Below are 16,576 nucleotides of genomic sequence, written 5' to 3' on the forward strand. Positions count from 1 at the left end.
CAGGCCGGGGGATTGAGCAGCCTCGTCAAAAGCGTTGGAACGATCGGCGGCCTGACGATGGTCAGCCGCGTTTTCGGTTTCGTTCGCGACATGTTGCTCGCCCGCGTACTTGGCGCCGGGCTGGCCGCCGATGCGTTCCAGCTCGCCTTCACGCTCCCCAACACCTTCCGCCGCCTGTTCGCCGAGGGCGCCTTTTCGGTCGCCTTCATCCCCATGTACAGCCGCGCGCTGCATGGCGAAGGCGGGGAAGACGCCGCGGCGAAATTTGCCGACGACGTGCTGTCGGTCTTCCTCTGGGTGCTGCTTGCCTTCTCGGCCGTCATGATGATCGCGATGCCCGGCATCGTCTGGATTCTCGCGCGCGACTTTCAGGAAGTTCCGGGCAAGTTCGATTTCGCCGTGTTCCTGAGCCGCGTCACCTTTCCCTATCTCGCGCTCGTCAGCCTCGTCGCGATGTTGTCGGGGTTGCTGAACGCGCGCTCGCGCTTTGCACCCGGCGCTTTCGCGCCCGTCCTGCTCAATATCGTGCTGATCGGCGGAATCCTGACCGGCCGGCATCTTCGCGGCCCTGGCGGCGACGACCGGATCGTCGCCGAGCCTCTCGCGATCGCGGTCAGCGTCGCGGGCGTCGTCCAGCTTGCCTATATGTGGTGGGCAGTCCGCCGCGCCGGCCTCAAACTCCACTGGCGGCTGCCGCGCTTCACCCCGGAGGTCAAACGGCTCGGCATGCTGATCCTGCCCGCGACGTTCGGTGCCGGCATCTATCAGGTCAGCCAGTTCGTCGACACCTTCTTCGCAACCTCGCTGCCGCAGGGATCGCTGACGCTTCTGAAGCTCGCCGACCGGCTGAACCAGCTCCCGCTCGGCATCGTCGGCATCGCGCTCGGCACCGCGATCCTGCCGATGCTTTCGCGCCATATCCACAGCGGCGACGATTCCGAAGCGCAGCGGTTGCAGGCGAACGCTTTCGAGATCGCGACGCTTTTGACGCTGCCCGCCGCCGTTGCGCTCGGAATTTGCGCCCCGGCCTTCGTCACGGCCTTCTTCGTCGGCGGGAAGTTCACCGAAGCCGACGGGTTGATCATGGCGCAGATCGTCGTAGCGCTGATCGCCGGTCTTCCGGCCTATGTCATCGTGAAAATCCTGAACCCCGGCTTTTTCGCGCGGGAGGATACGAAAACGCCGGTGTGGACGGCCCTCGCCTCGCTGACCGTCAATGTCGCGATCAACCTGTATGTGGTCGAGCGTTACGGTATCGTCGGCCTCGCGGGCGCAACGGCGGTCTCGGCCTCCTTCAATTGCCTGCTGCTCTACACCGTGCTCCATCGGCGCGGCTGGTTCCATTTCACCGCCGCACTTGCGGGCAAGATCGGCCGCCAACTCATCGCCGTCGCGGCCATGGCGGCACTGCTCTGGTACATGATGCCGCTGATGGAGCCCTATTATGGCGGCAGCGCGTTCGAGCGTATATGGTCCCTTCTTGTCCTGTGCGCAGCGGGCGGCACAGCCTTTTTCGTCATGGCGTTCGTCGTGGGCGCGCTTGACAAGGATCTCCTCGCCATGCTGACGCGGCGGCGCACGCGGACCTGATCGGCGATTGTCGATCGGACCCGCCATCATCCACCAGACCCAATTCGGGAGTAAGACATGCGGACGCTATCGGGCATCCAGCCCACCGGGAATTTGCACCTCGGCAATTATCTGGGCGCGATCCGCAACTGGGTACGGATGCAGGACGACATGCCGGGCGAGAAGCTCTATTTTCTGGCCGACCTGCATGCGATCACCGTTCACAACGACCCGGCCGAACTGACCGCGAACACGCGCGAAATGGCGGCGGCCCTGATGGCCGCGGGGATCGACCCCGAAAAGGCGATCCTGTTCAATCAGGCGCGCGTGCCTGCACATGCCGAACTGGCCTGGTTGCTGTTCTGCACCGCGCGGATCGGCTGGCTCAACCGCATGACGCAGTTCAAGGAGAAATCGGGAAAGAACCGCGAGGGCGCGAGTGTCGGCCTTTACGCCTATCCGGTGCTGCAGGCGGCCGACGTGCTGCTTTATCAGACGACGCATGTGCCCGTCGGCGACGACCAGAAGCAACATCTGGAACTCGCGCGCGACATCGCGACCAAGTTCAACCTCGATACGGGGACCGAAACCTTCACGCTGCCTGATCCGACAATCCCCCCGACCGCCGCGCGGATCATGAGCCTGCGCGACGGCAACGCCAAGATGTCGAAGTCGGACCCCAGCGACATGAGCCGTATCAACCTGGTCGATGCTCCCGACACGATCATGGCGAAGATTCGCAAGGCGAGGACGGATGCCGAGCCGCTGCCATCCGAAGTGGCGGGGCTCCAAGATCGGCCGGAGGCGAAAAACCTGGTATCGATCTACGCTGCCATGGCGGACGAAAGCATCCACGATGTGCTCTCCCGCTTTGCGGGGCAAGGCTTTGGGTCCTTCAAACCCGCGCTCGGCGAGTTGCTCGTCGAAACGCTGCGTCCCATCGCCACGCGGCTCAACCAGCTAAAGGCCGATCCCGCGGCGATCGACGCCGCGCTGGAGGCCGGGGCCGCTCGCGCCGCAGCCCTTGCCCGGCCGACGCTGGACGCCGCCTATTCGGCGCTGGGGCTCTGCCGCTAAGCCTTCCGCTCGGCGCAAGAATTCTTGTTTCGCGGCAACGCCTTCCCATATCGGGACGATGGAACCGCGGTACGACGAAGCGGGTTCAACCAAGGTTAAGTCGCTTCGGCGTAGTCATGTTATAAACGGCGGTGCGTGCCGATCCGAATCACGGAGCATGAATATGAGCAAGACGATCCTCAAACGGCTGGGTTTGGCTGCCATGGCCGGCGCGACGCTCGCGCTGGCGGGCTGCGCGACCCCTTTCCGCGCCGATGTCGCACGCTTCCAGACGCAGCTTCCCGCGCCGCAGGGCCAGAGCTTCGCGATCGAAGCGGCCAATCCCGCGCTTCAGGGCGGGATCGAGTTCGGCCAATATGCCAATCTCGTTTCCGGCGAACTGACCCGCTACGGCTATCGGCCTGCGTCCGCTGGCGAACGGCCCGATCTGGTCGTGCGCATGGATTATGGCGTCGACAAGGGCCGCGAACGTGTGGTGTCGAGCCCCGGCTTCGGCGATCCCTGGTACGGCGGCTATTATGGCCGCGGCTTCTACCGCCCGGTCGTCGTCACCGGTCGCAGCGGACGCCGCTACATCTACGGCTATCGCGACCCCTTCCTGTGGGGCGGCTTCGGCCCGAGCTGGGGATATAACGACGTCAGCAGCTACACCGTCTACACCAGCGGGCTGAACCTGCAGATCAATCGCGCCGCCGACGGCTCGCGCCTGTTCGAGGGGCATGCCGAGGCGCAATCGCGCGACAACAACCTCCAGGCGATCGTCCCGAACCTCGTCGAGGCGATGTTCACCGGCTTCCCCGGCAATTCGGGCGAACGGGTCCGTATCACCGTGGCGCCCCCCGAAAGGGGCTGAGCCGACCCATACGACACGAACAGGGCCCGCCCTCCGAAAGGAAGGCGGGCCTTTTACGTGTGGCGCAAGGCAAGCCCCGGTTCCCCGGCCGATTGCCCCCCAAGTCGCAGCGTTACCCTTGAACGAGGCGCGTGGTTCGTTCGACGGGATTCGGGCGCCATCCGGCAGCAGGAGAATGGCTCCCGGGTAAAGCTCGCAAGGACAAGGGTCTGGAAACAAGCGGAAGCCGACATAAATTCCTCCCGGTGCCGCAGGCATGGGGAGGTAGCAGTGCGAAGCGCTGCAGGAGCGGATCCGCATCACGTCCGGGATGACGACGATGAAGGAGGGCCTGCTTCCCACCCCAGGCTGCCAACGGGCCGGAGTGACCGGCGATCAGTTGTTGAGGCTGCGCCGGATCGCCGCGATCTCCGCATCGAGCTCGCTGTCGGTAACGCGCAACGCTTCGACCGTGCGGACCGCGTGGATCACCGTCGAATGATCGCGCCCGCCAAAGCGGCGGCCGATTTCAGGGTAGGAACGCGGCGTCAGCTCTTTCGCAAGATACATGGCGACCTGCCGGGGGCGGGCGACCGCGCGGACGCGCCTCTTCGACGCCATCTCCGCCTTGTCGAGACGATAGTGGGCGCAAACGGCGCGCTGGATCTCGTCGATCGTGATGCGCGGGCGGGCGCTGCGGACATTTTCGGCGAGCCGATCTTCGGCCAGCGCAAGATCGATCGTCGTCCCCGTCAGCGCAGCATAGGCCAGCAGTTTGTTGAGCGCGCCTTCGAGCTCGCGGATGTTGCGCGTGAAATGCTTGACCAGATAAGCGACGACCGCGTCGGGCACATCGACCATCGGCATCGCGGCCAGCCGCTGACGGATGATGCGTTCGCGAAGATCGTCCTCGGGCGCTTCGATGTCGGCGACCAGGCCGCCCGACAGGCGCGACAGCAGCCGGGCCTCGACCCCGTCGAGCATCGCCGGCGGGCGGTCGGCGGTGACGACGAGGCGCTTGCCGGCCGTCATCAGGTCGTCGATCGTGTGAAGGAGCTCTTCTTGCGTCGAATTCTTGCCGATCACGAACTGCAGATCGTCGAGCAGCAGCAGGTCGGCCGCCCGCAGCCGCGCCTTGAACGCCATCATGTCGCCGCCGCGCATCGCGCCGACGAATTCCAGCATGAACTTCTCCGCCGACATCAGGATGATGTTGGCCGTGGGGTGCAACGCTGCGAAATCCTGCGCGATCGCCTGAAGCAGGTGCGTCTTGCCCTGGCCGGTTCCCGAACAGAGATAGAGCGGATTGAACTGCGGAGTCTCGATCATCGCCATGCGGCGCGCCGCGTTGGCGGCCAGAATGTTCGAGCGGGCGACCACGAAGCGATCGAACGACAAGCGCGGGTCGAACCCGAGCAGCGCCGGGTTGGCGGCCGGCTGTGGCGGTTCGAACGCGGGAAGCGGCTGGGCCGAAAGAGCGGTGGCGCGGTCGCTGGCCGCCGCGCCGCCGCGTACGGTGACGCCGCGCACGCCCGGCAAGTGCTGGCGCCAAGCCAGCTCCAGCCGGTCGCCGAAGCGTTCGTTTATCCAGTTCGCCGAAAAACGGCTCTGCGTTTCCAGCGTCACGACACCGGACAAGGCGCAATAATCGGCAAAACCGACCGGCTTCAGCCAATGGTCGAACGTGCGGGCGCCCAGATCGCGGCGCAATCCTTCGGCCACGCGCGGCCAGAGCATGGCGGCATCACCGCTCACGACTCCAACCCTTGCGTCCTTGCCATACCGATCCCCGCCTTGTGTCACGCCGCGTCGCCCCCAGATGTCCCCAACGCCCAAGTCTTCGTGCGGCCAGCCACACGCCGATCCGTCGCAGCCCGCGCCAAGGCACGAGCGTCCTGTCCCGGACACTCGGTCCGAAAGGGCGCGAATCATGTCGATGTGGTGGCCGCCAGCGAAGGCTGACGACGCCCCTGTCTAGGCAAGGCCATGCGAGTCGATCAAGACCGGCGCATGTAAAAATACTGAAATAAAAATCTTGACTCGCACAGGGGGTCGGAATCGCGTCAAATAGCAATTTTTGCTATATTTTTCAGTATTTTAGATAAAATCTAAAATAAGACATCAGCGAATCGCAGTAAATCCGTCACTTACCGCGCTGCAACACTATTGCCATCGCCACGTCACAATAGGACATACAAAAAAGGACCCGCCGGCCCGATGCCGGCGAGTCCTTTTTTGTACCCTTTCGGGACAATCGCGAATCAGGCGATCGCGTTCACGCTCTTGGTCAGGCGCGCATATTTGCGAGCGACCGTGTTCTTGTGCAGCACGCCCTTGGCAACACCGCGCGCCATTTCGGGCTGGGCGGCCTTCAACGCGGTCGCTGCGGCGTCCTTGTCGCCCGAAGCCACGGCGGCTTCGACCTTCTTGACGAGCGTGCGGATGCGCGAAACGCGATTCTTGTTCACGGTGGCACGCGCCTGGTTCCGGCGGATGCGCTTCTTTGCCTGCGGCGTATTGGCCATAAATTCCTCAGTTTCTCAAACGGTCACAATGGTCGGAGCACAGCCGCAGCGGAGCAGCCGAATCGCGCCCAAAGCAGCGAATCAATGTCCGGATGCGGCCGGTTCCGGACAACCGGACCCTGCTCGAAGGGTGCGCCCATAGCCACCAAGGGCCGTCCGGTCAATGCCTATTGGGCCATAACGCCGCTTCAACGCTGGCATTTCGGGCAAAAGAAGGTCGAACGGCCGCTCTGCACGACGCGCACGATCGTGCCGCCGCATTCGCACCGTTCACCCTCGCGGCCATAGACGCGCCACTCCTTTGCGAAATAGCCAAGATCGCCCTCGGGGCTCAGGAAATCGCGCAGCGTCGATCCCCCCGCAGCGATCGCGGCGGTCAACACAGCCTTGATGGCGGGAACCAGTACCGCGAGTTTCGCCCTCGACACATCGGCCGCTGGCTTCAGCGGCGAAATCCTCGCCATGTTGAGCGCTTCGCACACATAGATGTTGCCAAGCCCCGCGACGACCGTCTGGTCGAGCAGCATCGCCTTGATCGGCGCGCGCCGTCCGGCAAGCGCCTTCACGAGACGAGCCGCATCGAAATCCGCCGACAAGGGTTCGGGACCCAGCGTCACGAACGCGGGAAAGCGCGTCAGCGGATCGCCGCTCACCAGATCGACCGAACCAAAGCGCCGCGGATCGTGCAGGAAAAGCCGATGCCCGGCCCCGGTTTCGAGCAGCAGATGGTCGTGCTTGCCCGCCTCGCCGCCCTCGGTCCGCCAGCGCCCGGACATGCCGAGGTGAAAGATCATATGGTCGTCGCGATCGGTCGAGACGATGCCATATTTCGCGCGGCGCGAGAGGCGGGTGACCGTCGCGCCGGTCAGCCGCTGGGCGAGGTCTACCGGGAAGGCCCGGCGCAGATCGGGACGAAAGGTGGAAACGGTCACGAGCCGCTGCCCCTCGAGGAAGGGCATGAGACCGCGAACGGTGGTTTCGACTTCGGGAAGCTCGGGCATATCGCCAATGCGGCTACGCGCCATTTGCCTGCGCGACAAGGCCCGGCTAAAGGCCGACGCAACAGACCTTCTCCCCGCAAAGGCGCGCACTCCATGGCCACCCCCGATACCGTCAGCTTCGGCTATGAACAGGTTCCCGCGACCGCGAAGACCGCGATGGTCGGCGAAGTGTTCAGCCGCGTCGCGCGCAAATACGACATCATGAACGACGCGATGTCGGGCGGGATGCACCGGCTGTGGAAAGATCGTTTCGTGCGCCGCGTGAAACCCCGCGCGGGCGAAGCGATCCTCGACATGGCGGGTGGCACGGGCGACATCGCCTTTCGGATGGAAAAAAGCGGCGCGAGCATCACCGTCGCCGACATCAATCCCGACATGCTGGGCGTTGGCGTGGAGCGCGCGGCCGAGCGCGGGATCGACAGCCTTGTCTGGTCCGAGCAGAATGCCGAGAGACTGTCCTTCCCCGACCAGTTCTTCGACGCCTATACGATCGCTTTCGGCATCCGCAACGTCACCGACATTCCGGCCGCCCTGAAGGAAGCGCACCGCGTGCTGCGTTATGGCGGGCGCTTTTTTTGCCTCGAATTCTCGACCAACGAATGGCCGGGCTTCGCGCAGGCCTATGATGCCTACTCGCATCATCTCGTCCCGAAGCTCGGCAAACTGATCGCCGACGACGAGGACAGCTATCGCTATCTCATCGAATCGATTCGCCGCTTCCCGCCGATGCCGAAATTCGCACAGATGATCCGCGACGCCGGTTTCAGCGCGGTGAAGGTCGAACCGATTCTGGGCGGTCTGGTCGCGATCCACAGCGGGTGGAAAGCTTGACCCGACCCGTCACCCATATTGCCCGCCTGCTGAAATGGGGCCGCATCCTCGCGCGCCACGGGGCGCTACGCGGCATCGAAACGGCGCCGCAGACCCCCCCGGGGGTCAGGCGGCTCTGCCGCATCGCCCGATTGGGCACGATCCAGCCGAAGGTTCCCGATTATGCCGCCGCCTTTCAGGCGATCGGGCCCGCCGCGGTCAAGCTGGGCCAGACGCTCGCCACGCGCCCCGATCTGGTAGGCGAAGAGGCCGCGCGGAACCTGCTGACCTTGCAGGACGCGCTGGCGCCGGTGCCGTTCGACCGGATCCGGCAGGAGATCGAGGCGACCTTCGAAACCCCGCTCGAAAACCTCTATGCCGAATTCGATCCCGAACCCGTCGGTTCGGCCTCGATCGCGCAAGTCCATCGCGCGATAACGACCGACGGGCGCCAGGTCGCGGTCAAGGTCCGCCGCCCCGGCATCGACAAGCAGTTCGCGCGCGACATCGATACCTATGAATGGGCGGCCGCGCATCTGGAGGCCTTCGGCGGCGAAGCGACGCGGCTGCGTCCGCGTGAGGTCATCGCCAATTTCCGGCGCTGGACGCTGCGCGAGCTCGACCTGCGCCGCGAAGCCGCCTCGGCGTCCGAACTTCGCGACGCGATGGTCGGCGTGCCGACCTATGAAGTGCCGGCGATCGACTGGGACCGTACCGCCAGCCGCGTGATGACGCTGGATTGGATCGACGGCATCAAGATCTCGCATCGCGACGCGCTGGTTGCGGCGGGCCACGACATGCAAATTTTGTCGGCGAACCTCGTCAACGCCTTCCTGCGACAGGCGATCGCCGAGGGATTCTTTCACGCCGACATGCATCAGGGCAATCTGTTCGTGAAGGCCGACGGGACGATCGCCGCGGTCGATTTCGGGATCATGGGGCGGATCAACCGGCAGGCACGCTACTGGCTCGCCGAGATCCTCTATGGACTGACCACCGGCAACTATCGCCGCGTCGCGGAAATTCATTTCGAGGCGCAGTACGTACCGGACTATCACAGCGTCGAGGAATTCGCGACGGCGCTCCGCGCCGTGGGCGAACCCATGCGCGGCAAGCCGGTCAGCGAACTCAGCGTCGGCCAGATGCTCGACGGCCTGTTCGCCATTACCCGCGATTTCGACATGCAGACGCAGCCGCATCTGCTGCTGCTGCAAAAGACGATGGTGATGGTCGAAGGCGTCGCGACGATGCTGAACGCAAAGATCAACATGTGGGATGTCTCCGGCCCCTTCGTACGCGAATGGATTCGGGACGAACTTGGCCCCGAAGCCGCGCTTGCCGACGGCCTGCGCGAACAGGGCAAGACGCTGGCGCTGATCCCCGACATCATCCGCCGCCTCGACGCGCAACTGCCGAAGAAGGGCGCAGCCCCGCCTGCCCCGCCGCTGCCCGAAATTCCGCTGATGTGGGACACGGGCGAAAAGCGCCGGTGGTGGCGCTATGCGCTGATGGCGCTGGTCGGCGCAGCCGCGGGTGCCGGGCTGCTGCAATGGTTCGGCTGACCGACGCCGGGGCGCATCTGGTTACCGGATATTTACCCTAATTCCCTACCGCTGAACCTCGACCAACCCCGGACCCCGGATCCGGCAAATATCGAGGTTTCATGCGCCACGACGTCTTTCTCGCCGACCCCATAACAACGGTCGATACGCTTCCTCTCGAGGTCGCGGTCGTGGTGCCGACGCTCAACGAATCGGCGAATGTCGAAAAACTGGTCGAGAAACTGTCGATCGTGCTCGCCGGGCGCGGCTGGGAAGTCGTGTTCGTCGACGACAATTCGCCCGACGGCACCAGCGATCTCGTGCGCCGGATCGGCCGCACATCGCGCCACGTCCGCATCGTCCAGCGGGTGGGTCGCCGCGGCCTTTCGTCGGCGGTGATCGAAGGCATATTGGCAACCGCCGCACCGGTGATCGCGGTGATGGACGGTGACCTCCAGCATAGCGAGGACGCCTTGCCGCGCTTGATCGCCGCGATCGAAAGCGGCGACGCCGACATCGCCGTCGGCACGCGCTATGTCGCGGGCGGCGGCACCGGCGACTGGGATCAGGGGCGCGTGCGCATGAGCCGGCTTGCCACCCGCGCCGGGCAGATCGCGCTCGGAACCAATGTCAGCGATCCGATGAGCGGCTTTTTCGCGATCCGCCGCGACGCCTTTGAGCGGGCTTTGCCGCGCCTGTCGGCGATCGGCTTCAAGATCCTGCTGGATATCCTAGCATCGAGTCCGACCGCGCTGAAGGTCGCGGAGGTCCCCTACACCTTCCGCAGCCGCGAAGCGGGAGAAAGCAAGATCGGTGCGCGCGTGATCGCCGAATATGCCGAACTGATCGCCGACAAGACGATCGGCCGGTTCATTCCCGTCCGCCTGCTCAAATTCCTGATGGTCGGCGGCCTCGGCGTGTTCGTCCATCTCGCGGTCCTGCGAACCCTGCTCGGGTTCGGCGACAGCTTCCTGACCGCACAGACGGGCGCGGTGGTCGTCGCGATCGCGTTCAACTTCTTCCTCAACAACAGCTTCACCTATGCCGATCGCATGTTGAAGGGCTGGCGCATCCTCGGCGGCCTCGCGAGCTTCTATGCGATTTCGGCGCTCGGTGCGGTCGCCAATATCGGCATCGGGACCTGGATGGCGGGGCATGACGAACGCTGGTGGGTGGCCGGAGTGGCCGGCGTCCTTGTCGGCGCGATCTGGAACTTCGCCATGTCGTCCGCCCTCACCTGGCGCAAATGACCGGTAGCGCGGCCCCCGCCGCCGGATGGAACCGGCTCGTCGGGCTGCGTCGCGCCGTCGCGCTCCTGCTCCTCGCGCTGCTGGCGACACTGATCGTCCTCGGCACGGCCGAACGGCACGCGCCCCGCGACCTCGACATGCGGTCGCCGCTGCTCGCAAAGGAAGCGGGCATGATCGGCGACCACGCGCTTTACCTCAAGGTGCTGCGCAAGATGGAAGCCGGGGCACCCTACTACCGGACCGTGGCCGAAGAGCATCGCATCTACGGCTATCCGCTCCGCCCCTTTATCGTGGTGCGTCTTCCCACCCTCGAAGTCGCCCTGAGCAAGATCGGCCTGCCGGCGGGCACCGTCATTGCCAGCATCCTCGGCCTCGTCGCGCTGGTCCTGTGGCGCCGCCGTCTTGTCGGCGAACCCGGCCTGCCGGCCTACGCCCGCTTTGGCGTCCTGCTGATGGCGATCAACCTCGGGCAGGTCATGTCGGGCCAGTGGGTCCTGATCCACGAAGTGCTCGCCGGTGTGTTGATCGCCATCGCGCTTGCCCTCTATCGTCCCGAAAAGCCATGGGGTGCCATGGCCGCCGTCGCTCTTGCCTTGACGATCCGCGAAACGGTGCTGCCCGTCGCGATGCTGCTCGGCCTCGTCGCGCTGATCGACCGCAACTGGAAGGTCGCGGCCGCGTGGGTCGGCATCGGCGTGGTATTCGCCGGCGGCCTGGCCCTCCACGCCGCGGCGGTCGCCGAGGTTGTGCGGCCCGATGATATCGGCGGCGCGGGATGGCTCGGCATGAACGGCTGGAACAATTATATCGGCTTCATCCACAACACATCGGCGTTGCGCTTCGGCGCGCCGCAATGGGTCGCCGCGATCCTGACCCCGCTCGCATTGCTCGGCTGGCTGGCCTGGCGATCGCGCCTCGGCACGCTCGGCCTTGCCGTCCAGCTCGGCTACGCTGCTGCCTTCATGCTCTTTGCGCGCCCCGACAATGATTATTGGGGGATGCTTGTCGTCCCGACGCTCTTCATCGGGCTGGTCTTCGCGCCCGCCGCGCTCGCGGCGCTGATCGACGCGCTGCGCCGTCCGGCGTCGCTTGAACCGGCGCCGCGCTCGGCATAACTAGCAGGCGAGGGAATCGGGCGTCCGGTTCCGTGGACAGAATGGACCCGCATGGCCGCTCCGCGCATATTGCTGATCATCGGTGGCGGCATCGCAGCTTACAAGGCGATCGAGCTTGTCCGGCTGCTCCGGAAATCGGGCATGGTCGTGCGCTGCGTCCTGACCCGCGCCGCCGAACAGTTCGTGACCCCGCTGACGCTCGCCGCGCTGTCGGAGAATAAAGTATATACAAATCTTTTCGATCTGAAGGACGAGGTCGAAATGGGTCATATCCAGCTCAGCCGCGAAGCCGACCTGGTCGTCGTCGCGCCTGCAACCGCCGACCTGCTGGCGAGGATGGCGGCCGGCATCGCCGACGATCTGGCAACCACGCTGTTGCTCGCGACCGACAAGCCGGTCCTCGCCGCGCCGGCGATGAATGTGCGCATGTGGCTGCATCCGGCCACTCGCCGCAATGTCGCGACCCTGCGCGGTGACGGCGTCACGGTGATGGAACCGGACGAGGGCGAAATGGCGTGCGGCGAATATGGGCCGGGCCGCCTGCCCGAACCGGCGGCGATCAAGGCGGCGATCGACGACGCGCTGGCCCATGCGCCGGCGCCGGCGCCGCTTACCGGACAGCCCGACTTCGCACCGGCAGACCATCGGCCGCTGTTCGGCCGCCGTATCCTGATCACCGCCGGGCCGACGCACGAGCCGATCGATCCGGTGCGCTACATCGCCAACCGGTCAAGCGGGAAGCAGGGCTTTGCGATTGCAGCAGCCGCCGCCGAAGCCGGCGCCGAGGTGCTGCTGGTCGCGGGCCCGGTGCCGCTGCCGACCCCGCCAGGCGTGATCCGCATCGACGTCGAGACCGCGCGTGAGATGGCCGTCGAAGTCGAACAGGGCCTGCCTGTCGATGCCGCGATCATGGTCGCTGCGGTCGCCGACTGGCGCGCGGCCGACACTGCGTCGCAAAAGATCAAGAAGGACGGCAGCGGGGCCGTCCCCCCGCTCGCGCTCGCCGAGAACCCCGATATTCTTGCAAGCGTCGCAAAGAGCGCCCAGCGCCCGCCGCTGCTGATCGGCTTCGCCGCCGAAACCAACGACGTCATCGCGCATGCCGAGGCCAAGCTCGCGCGCAAGGGATGCGACTGGATCGTCGCCAATGATGTTTCCGCCGACCCGATGGGGGGGGAGACGAACCGGCTACATATCGTTAGCAAAGCGGGCGTAGATAGCTGGGACCGCCTGCCGAAGGATGCGGTCGCCCGCAAATTGATGGAAAAGATCGCCCATGAACTCGAAACCCGCGCCCCTCTTGAAAGAGATTGAGATCGCCATTCAGCGCCTGCCGAACGGCGGCGGCTTGCCCTTGCCGGCTTATGCCAGCGCGGGAGCAGCGGGGATGGACATCGTCGCCGCCGAAACGCTGACGCTGCGTCCCGGCGCGCGCCACGCGGTCGCCACCGGGTTCGCAATCGCGATTCCGCCCGGATACGAAGTACAGGTGCGCCCGCGCTCCGGCCTCGCGCTCAAGCATGGCATTACCTGTCTCAACACGCCGGGGACGATCGACAGCGACTATCGCGGCGAGGTGAAGGTGATCCTCGCCAACCTCGGCGACGAAAGCTTCGACATCAAGCGCGGCGACCGCATCGCCCAGCTCGTCCCCTCTCCCGTCCAGCGCGCGGCCTTTGCCGAGGTCGAGACGCTGGATGAAACCGAGCGCGGGACCGGCGGTTTCGGTTCGACCGGCGTAGCAAGCGGCGGCGACGAGGCGATCGAGGATGATAATATCCCCGAAAACGTAGGCTCGCTGTCGGGCATCAAGACGCGGCGATCGGGCGAGTAGGCGTTGCTCAGCGACGCCGAACTCGACCGTTATGCACGCCAGATCATCCTGCCCGCGTTCGGCGGTGCGGGACAGGCGAGGCTGAAGGCCGCCCACATCGTCATCGTCGGCGCCGGTGGCATCGGCTGCCCGGCGATCGCCTACCTTGCGGCGGCGGGCGTCGGCAGGCTGACGATCATCGACCATGATGTCGTCGAACTCTCCAACCTGCAGCGCCAGCCGCTCTTCACCGATGTCGACATCGGGTCGTTCAAGGCCAAGGTCGCGGCCGACGCCACGCGCCGGATCAACCCGCATGTCGAGGCGATCGCGGTCGCCGAACGCCTCGATGCGAACAACGCCGAAACGCTGCTCGCGACCGCCAGCCTGATCCTCGACGGCTGCGACAATTTCGAAACCCGGCTCGCGGTCAATCGCGCCGCGGTCGCGCTTCATATCCCGCTTCTCTCGGCCGCGATCGGGGCGTTCGAGGGGCAGGTCGCGCTCTATGAGGGCTGGCGCGCCGACGCCCCCTGCTACGCCTGCCTCGTCGGCGACGACCCCGATCGCCCCGGCATCAACTGCGCCGAGCAGGGCGTGATGGGCGCGCTCGCCGGGATGATCGGCACGATGGCGGCGCTGGAGGCGGTCCGCGCGCTCGCCGGTTGGGGCCGACCGCTATCGGGCAAGCTTGCGATCGTCGACATGCTCGACCGCCGCTGGCGCGAGGTCGCGGTCGCCAAGGATCCGGAGTGTCCGATATGCCGGGGCTGAACATCATCGTCGCATCGGCCGATGGCCAGCGCTTCTATGCCGCGCTCGAAACCGCCGCCGCCGCCGCCGCGCTCGGCCGCCCGGCGCGCCTCTTTCTGCAGGGCGAAGCCGCGGCGCTGCTGCGCATTCCGGTATCCTTCGACGGCGATGCCGCTCGACGCGCGGCGGGGCAGCCCGACCTCGTGTCGCTGATCGCCGAGGCGATGGCGATGGGGGTGCGGCTGACCGTCTGCCAGTCGGGCATGGCGCTCGCCCACATGGTGGCCAGCGACCTGGTGCCACAGGTCCGCGCGGGCGGGCTCGTCAGTTTCCTGACCGATGCCGAACCCGGCGATCAACTCGTCACCTATTAGGGATTCTTGCAGACCGTGATCGCGTCGGGCGCGGGGCGTTTCCCCTCGGGCACGAAGCGCGCGAGGTAGCCGCCGGCGTGCGCCTTGTCGTCGTAGGAGACGAGCTTGTAGCCCACCGCTTCGAACTCGCAGACGAGCAGGCGGAAGGGCGTGCCATGCTGTGCGATCGGACGGTCACCATCGACGACGATCACCTGCCCGCCCGCGCGCAGCGCCGGTCGCAACCGCCAGAGGAAGGCGTAGGGCTCGCCGATCTCGTGATACATGTGGACCATGAAGACGCGGTCGAAACTGTCGGCGGGCAACCGCGGATCATCGACCGCGCCAAGCTTCAGCGAAACATTGTCGAGCCGTTCGCGCGCGACGCGGTCGGCAAGGCGCTCGATCACCTCGGGCTGGATGTCCTGTGCAAGCACGCGCCCGGTCGCGCCGACCCGCGGCGCAAGCCGAACAGTGTAATAGCCGTCGCCCGCGCCGATGTCGGCGACTGTCATGCCCGGCCGGACATCGGCCGAATCCATCACGTCATCGGCTTCGTTGACGCGATCGCGGGCTTCCTCGGTCGACCATTTGGTCGAGGTGATCGGCGCAACGGGCCGGTCGGCCGGCGGAAACTCCCGCGCGGATTCGATGCGGTCGCTGTTCTCGTTCCACGGACCGTCGCAACCGCCGAGCAGCGGCACGAGGGCCAGCGCGGCGAGAACGGCCGGGATCTTCATCAGTCGATGTCCTCCACATCGACCTTCTCGCCCGTCACCTTCTGCGACAGCGCGGCCGCCATGAAGGGATCGAGCGCGCCATCGAGGACGTCCCCCGGCGCCGTCGAGGTGACCCCCGTACGCAGGTCCTTCACCAGCTGATACGGTTGCAGGACATAGGAGCGGATCTGGTGCCCCCAACCTATCTCGGTCTTCGCCTGATATTCGCCCGAGGCCGCGGCCTCGCGTTTCTGCAGCTCGGCCTCGTACATCCGCGCCTTCAGCATTCCCATCGCGGTCGCGCGGTTCTTGTGCTGCGACCGGTCGTTCTGGCTCGCAACGACGATGCCGGTGGGGATGTGGGTGATGCGGACGGCCGAATCGGTCGTGTTGACGTGCTGGCCGCCGGCGCCCGACGCGCGATAGGTGTCGATCTTGAGGTCGCCCTCGTTGATTTCGATGTCGATATTGTCGTCGATCACGGGATATACCCACACCGACGAGAAGCTCGTGTGACGGCGCGCCGAGCTGTCATAGGGCGAGATGCGGACGAGGCGGTGCACGCCGCTTTCGGTCTTGGCATAGCCATAGGCATTCTCGCCCTTGACGAGCATGGTCGCCGATTTGATGCCCGCCTGCTCGCCCGCCTGATATTCGACCAGCTCGACCTTGAACCCGCGCTTTTCGGCCCAGCGGCTGTACATGCGCTGCAGCATTTCCGCCCAGTCCTGGCTTTCGGTGCCGCCGGCGCCCGCATGGACTTCGACATAGGCATCGTTGGCATCGGCCTCGCCCGCCAGCAAGGCCTTGATCTTGTCCTCCTCGGCCCGCGTCGCGAGCAGCCCGAGCGAAGCGACCGCTTCATCGGCCAGCGCGTCGTCGCCTTCCATTTCGGCAAGCTCGATCAATTCCACCGTGTCGGCGCATTCCTTTTCGATCGCCCGCGTCGCGGTGATGGCCTCGTCGAGCCGGCGGCGTTCGCGCATGACATCCTGCGCCGCCCTGGGGTTTTCCCACAGCGTCGGGTCCTCGACCTTCGCATTGAGTTCGTCGAGGCGGCGCACCGCGCGGTCCCAGTCGAGGAACCGGCGCAAGAGCGCCAGCGCGGCGTTGATGGTATCGACATGATCCTGCGCTTCGGCGCGCATGGTCTTAGCTCCTGAAATTCGATTGGCCACCGGCCATAAAGACTGGCGCGCCGGTGACAAGCATCAGATT

General features: G+C 65.7%; 15 protein-coding genes and 1 pseudogene. 11 read left to right on the forward strand and 5 right to left on the reverse strand.

The features are described 5' to 3' along the window. Positions 1-12 precede the first annotated feature (12 nt). The 3 genes from murJ to JNM03_RS18720 all read left to right on the forward strand — a co-directional run bounded on the left by murJ (position 13) and on the right by JNM03_RS18720 (position 3,499). Positions 13-1,590, forward strand: coding sequence for a murein biosynthesis integral membrane protein MurJ (gene murJ / locus JNM03_RS18710; protein WP_294038993.1), 1,578 nt, complete (start codon positions 13-15; stop codon positions 1,588-1,590). Between the two features lie 57 nt (positions 1,591-1,647). Continuing rightward, positions 1,648-2,646, forward strand: coding sequence for a tryptophan--tRNA ligase (gene trpS / locus JNM03_RS18715; protein WP_294038994.1), 999 nt, complete (start codon positions 1,648-1,650; stop codon positions 2,644-2,646). A gap of 163 nt (positions 2,647-2,809) precedes the next feature. Then, the gene (locus JNM03_RS18720; protein ID WP_294038995.1) at positions 2,810-3,499 is read left to right on the forward strand and encodes a DUF4136 domain-containing protein; all 690 of its coding nucleotides are present in this window, start codon (positions 2,810-2,812) and stop codon (positions 3,497-3,499) included. 375 nt (positions 3,500-3,874) lie between these two features. On the opposite strand, the gene dnaA is transcribed toward JNM03_RS18720, so the two are convergent. The 3 genes from dnaA to mutM form a co-directional block, all read right to left on the reverse strand. Then, positions 3,875-5,233 carry a chromosomal replication initiator protein DnaA gene (gene dnaA / locus JNM03_RS18725; protein WP_294038996.1) on the reverse strand — a complete coding sequence of 453 codons (1,359 nt, stop codon included), beginning with the start codon at positions 5,231-5,233 and terminating at the stop codon, positions 3,875-3,877. A gap of 506 nt (positions 5,234-5,739) precedes the next feature. Beyond that, complete coding sequence (gene rpsT / locus JNM03_RS18730) at positions 5,740-6,003, reverse strand: 30S ribosomal protein S20 (protein WP_237839084.1); 264 nt, start codon at positions 6,001-6,003, stop codon at positions 5,740-5,742. Between the two features lie 188 nt (positions 6,004-6,191). Further along, a complete protein-coding gene (gene mutM, locus JNM03_RS18735) occupies positions 6,192-7,004 on the reverse strand; it encodes a bifunctional DNA-formamidopyrimidine glycosylase/DNA-(apurinic or apyrimidinic site) lyase (RefSeq protein ID WP_294039079.1) in 813 nt (270 codons plus the stop codon). Between the two features lie 93 nt (positions 7,005-7,097). On the opposite strand from mutM, the gene JNM03_RS18740 reads away from it, so the two are divergent. The 8 genes and pseudogenes from JNM03_RS18740 (at position 7,098) to JNM03_RS18775 (ending at position 14,660) form a co-directional block, all read left to right on the forward strand. After that, the gene (locus JNM03_RS18740; protein ID WP_294038998.1) at positions 7,098-7,835 is read left to right on the forward strand and encodes a class I SAM-dependent methyltransferase; all 738 of its coding nucleotides are present in this window, start codon (positions 7,098-7,100) and stop codon (positions 7,833-7,835) included. Continuing rightward, a complete protein-coding gene (gene ubiB, locus JNM03_RS18745) occupies positions 7,832-9,376 on the forward strand; it encodes a 2-polyprenylphenol 6-hydroxylase (protein ID WP_294038999.1) in 1,545 nt (514 codons plus the stop codon). The genes JNM03_RS18740 and ubiB overlap by 4 nt, the downstream gene beginning before the upstream one ends. 101 nt (positions 9,377-9,477) lie before the next feature. Then, positions 9,478-10,605 carry a glycosyltransferase family 2 protein gene (locus JNM03_RS18750; protein WP_294039001.1) on the forward strand — a complete coding sequence of 376 codons (1,128 nt, stop codon included), beginning with the start codon at positions 9,478-9,480 and terminating at the stop codon, positions 10,603-10,605. After that, positions 10,602-11,720 carry a hypothetical protein gene (locus tag JNM03_RS18755; protein WP_294039003.1) on the forward strand — a complete coding sequence of 373 codons (1,119 nt, stop codon included), beginning with the start codon at positions 10,602-10,604 and terminating at the stop codon, positions 11,718-11,720. The genes JNM03_RS18750 and JNM03_RS18755 overlap by 4 nt, the downstream gene beginning before the upstream one ends. Positions 11,721-11,771: 51 nt before the next feature. Further along, a complete protein-coding gene (gene coaBC, locus JNM03_RS18760) occupies positions 11,772-13,034 on the forward strand; it encodes a bifunctional phosphopantothenoylcysteine decarboxylase/phosphopantothenate--cysteine ligase CoaBC (RefSeq protein ID WP_294039004.1) in 1,263 nt (420 codons plus the stop codon). Continuing rightward, positions 12,997-13,458, forward strand: a pseudogene (dut, locus tag JNM03_RS18765) (dUTP diphosphatase); the annotation flags it as partial. The gene coaBC and the pseudogene dut, both read left to right, overlap by 38 nt. 99 nt (positions 13,459-13,557) lie before the next feature. Further along, positions 13,558-14,307, forward strand: a complete 750-nt coding sequence (locus tag JNM03_RS18770; RefSeq protein ID WP_294039005.1) for a molybdopterin-synthase adenylyltransferase MoeB — start codon at positions 13,558-13,560, stop codon at positions 14,305-14,307. Then, complete coding sequence (locus tag JNM03_RS18775; RefSeq protein WP_294039080.1) at positions 14,295-14,660, forward strand: DsrE family protein; 366 nt, start codon at positions 14,295-14,297, stop codon at positions 14,658-14,660. The genes JNM03_RS18770 and JNM03_RS18775 overlap by 13 nt, the downstream gene beginning before the upstream one ends. Here JNM03_RS18775 and JNM03_RS18780 read toward each other — a convergent pair. Together JNM03_RS18780 and prfB are read right to left on the reverse strand one after the other, a co-directional pair. Next, positions 14,657-15,379 carry a class I SAM-dependent methyltransferase gene (locus tag JNM03_RS18780; protein WP_294039006.1) on the reverse strand — a complete coding sequence of 241 codons (723 nt, stop codon included), beginning with the start codon at positions 15,377-15,379 and terminating at the stop codon, positions 14,657-14,659. The genes JNM03_RS18775 and JNM03_RS18780 overlap by 4 nt on opposite strands. Continuing rightward, on the reverse strand, positions 15,379-16,506 hold the full coding sequence (prfB, locus tag JNM03_RS18785; RefSeq protein WP_294039008.1) for a peptide chain release factor 2: 1,128 nt from the start codon (positions 16,504-16,506) through the stop codon (positions 15,379-15,381). Before prfB ends, JNM03_RS18780 begins: the two co-directional genes overlap by 1 nt. Between the last annotated feature and the right edge of the window lie 70 nt (positions 16,507-16,576).

This window comes from Sphingopyxis sp. (assembly GCF_016793825.1).
Taxonomy (GTDB): Bacteria; Pseudomonadota; Alphaproteobacteria; order Sphingomonadales; family Sphingomonadaceae; genus Sphingopyxis.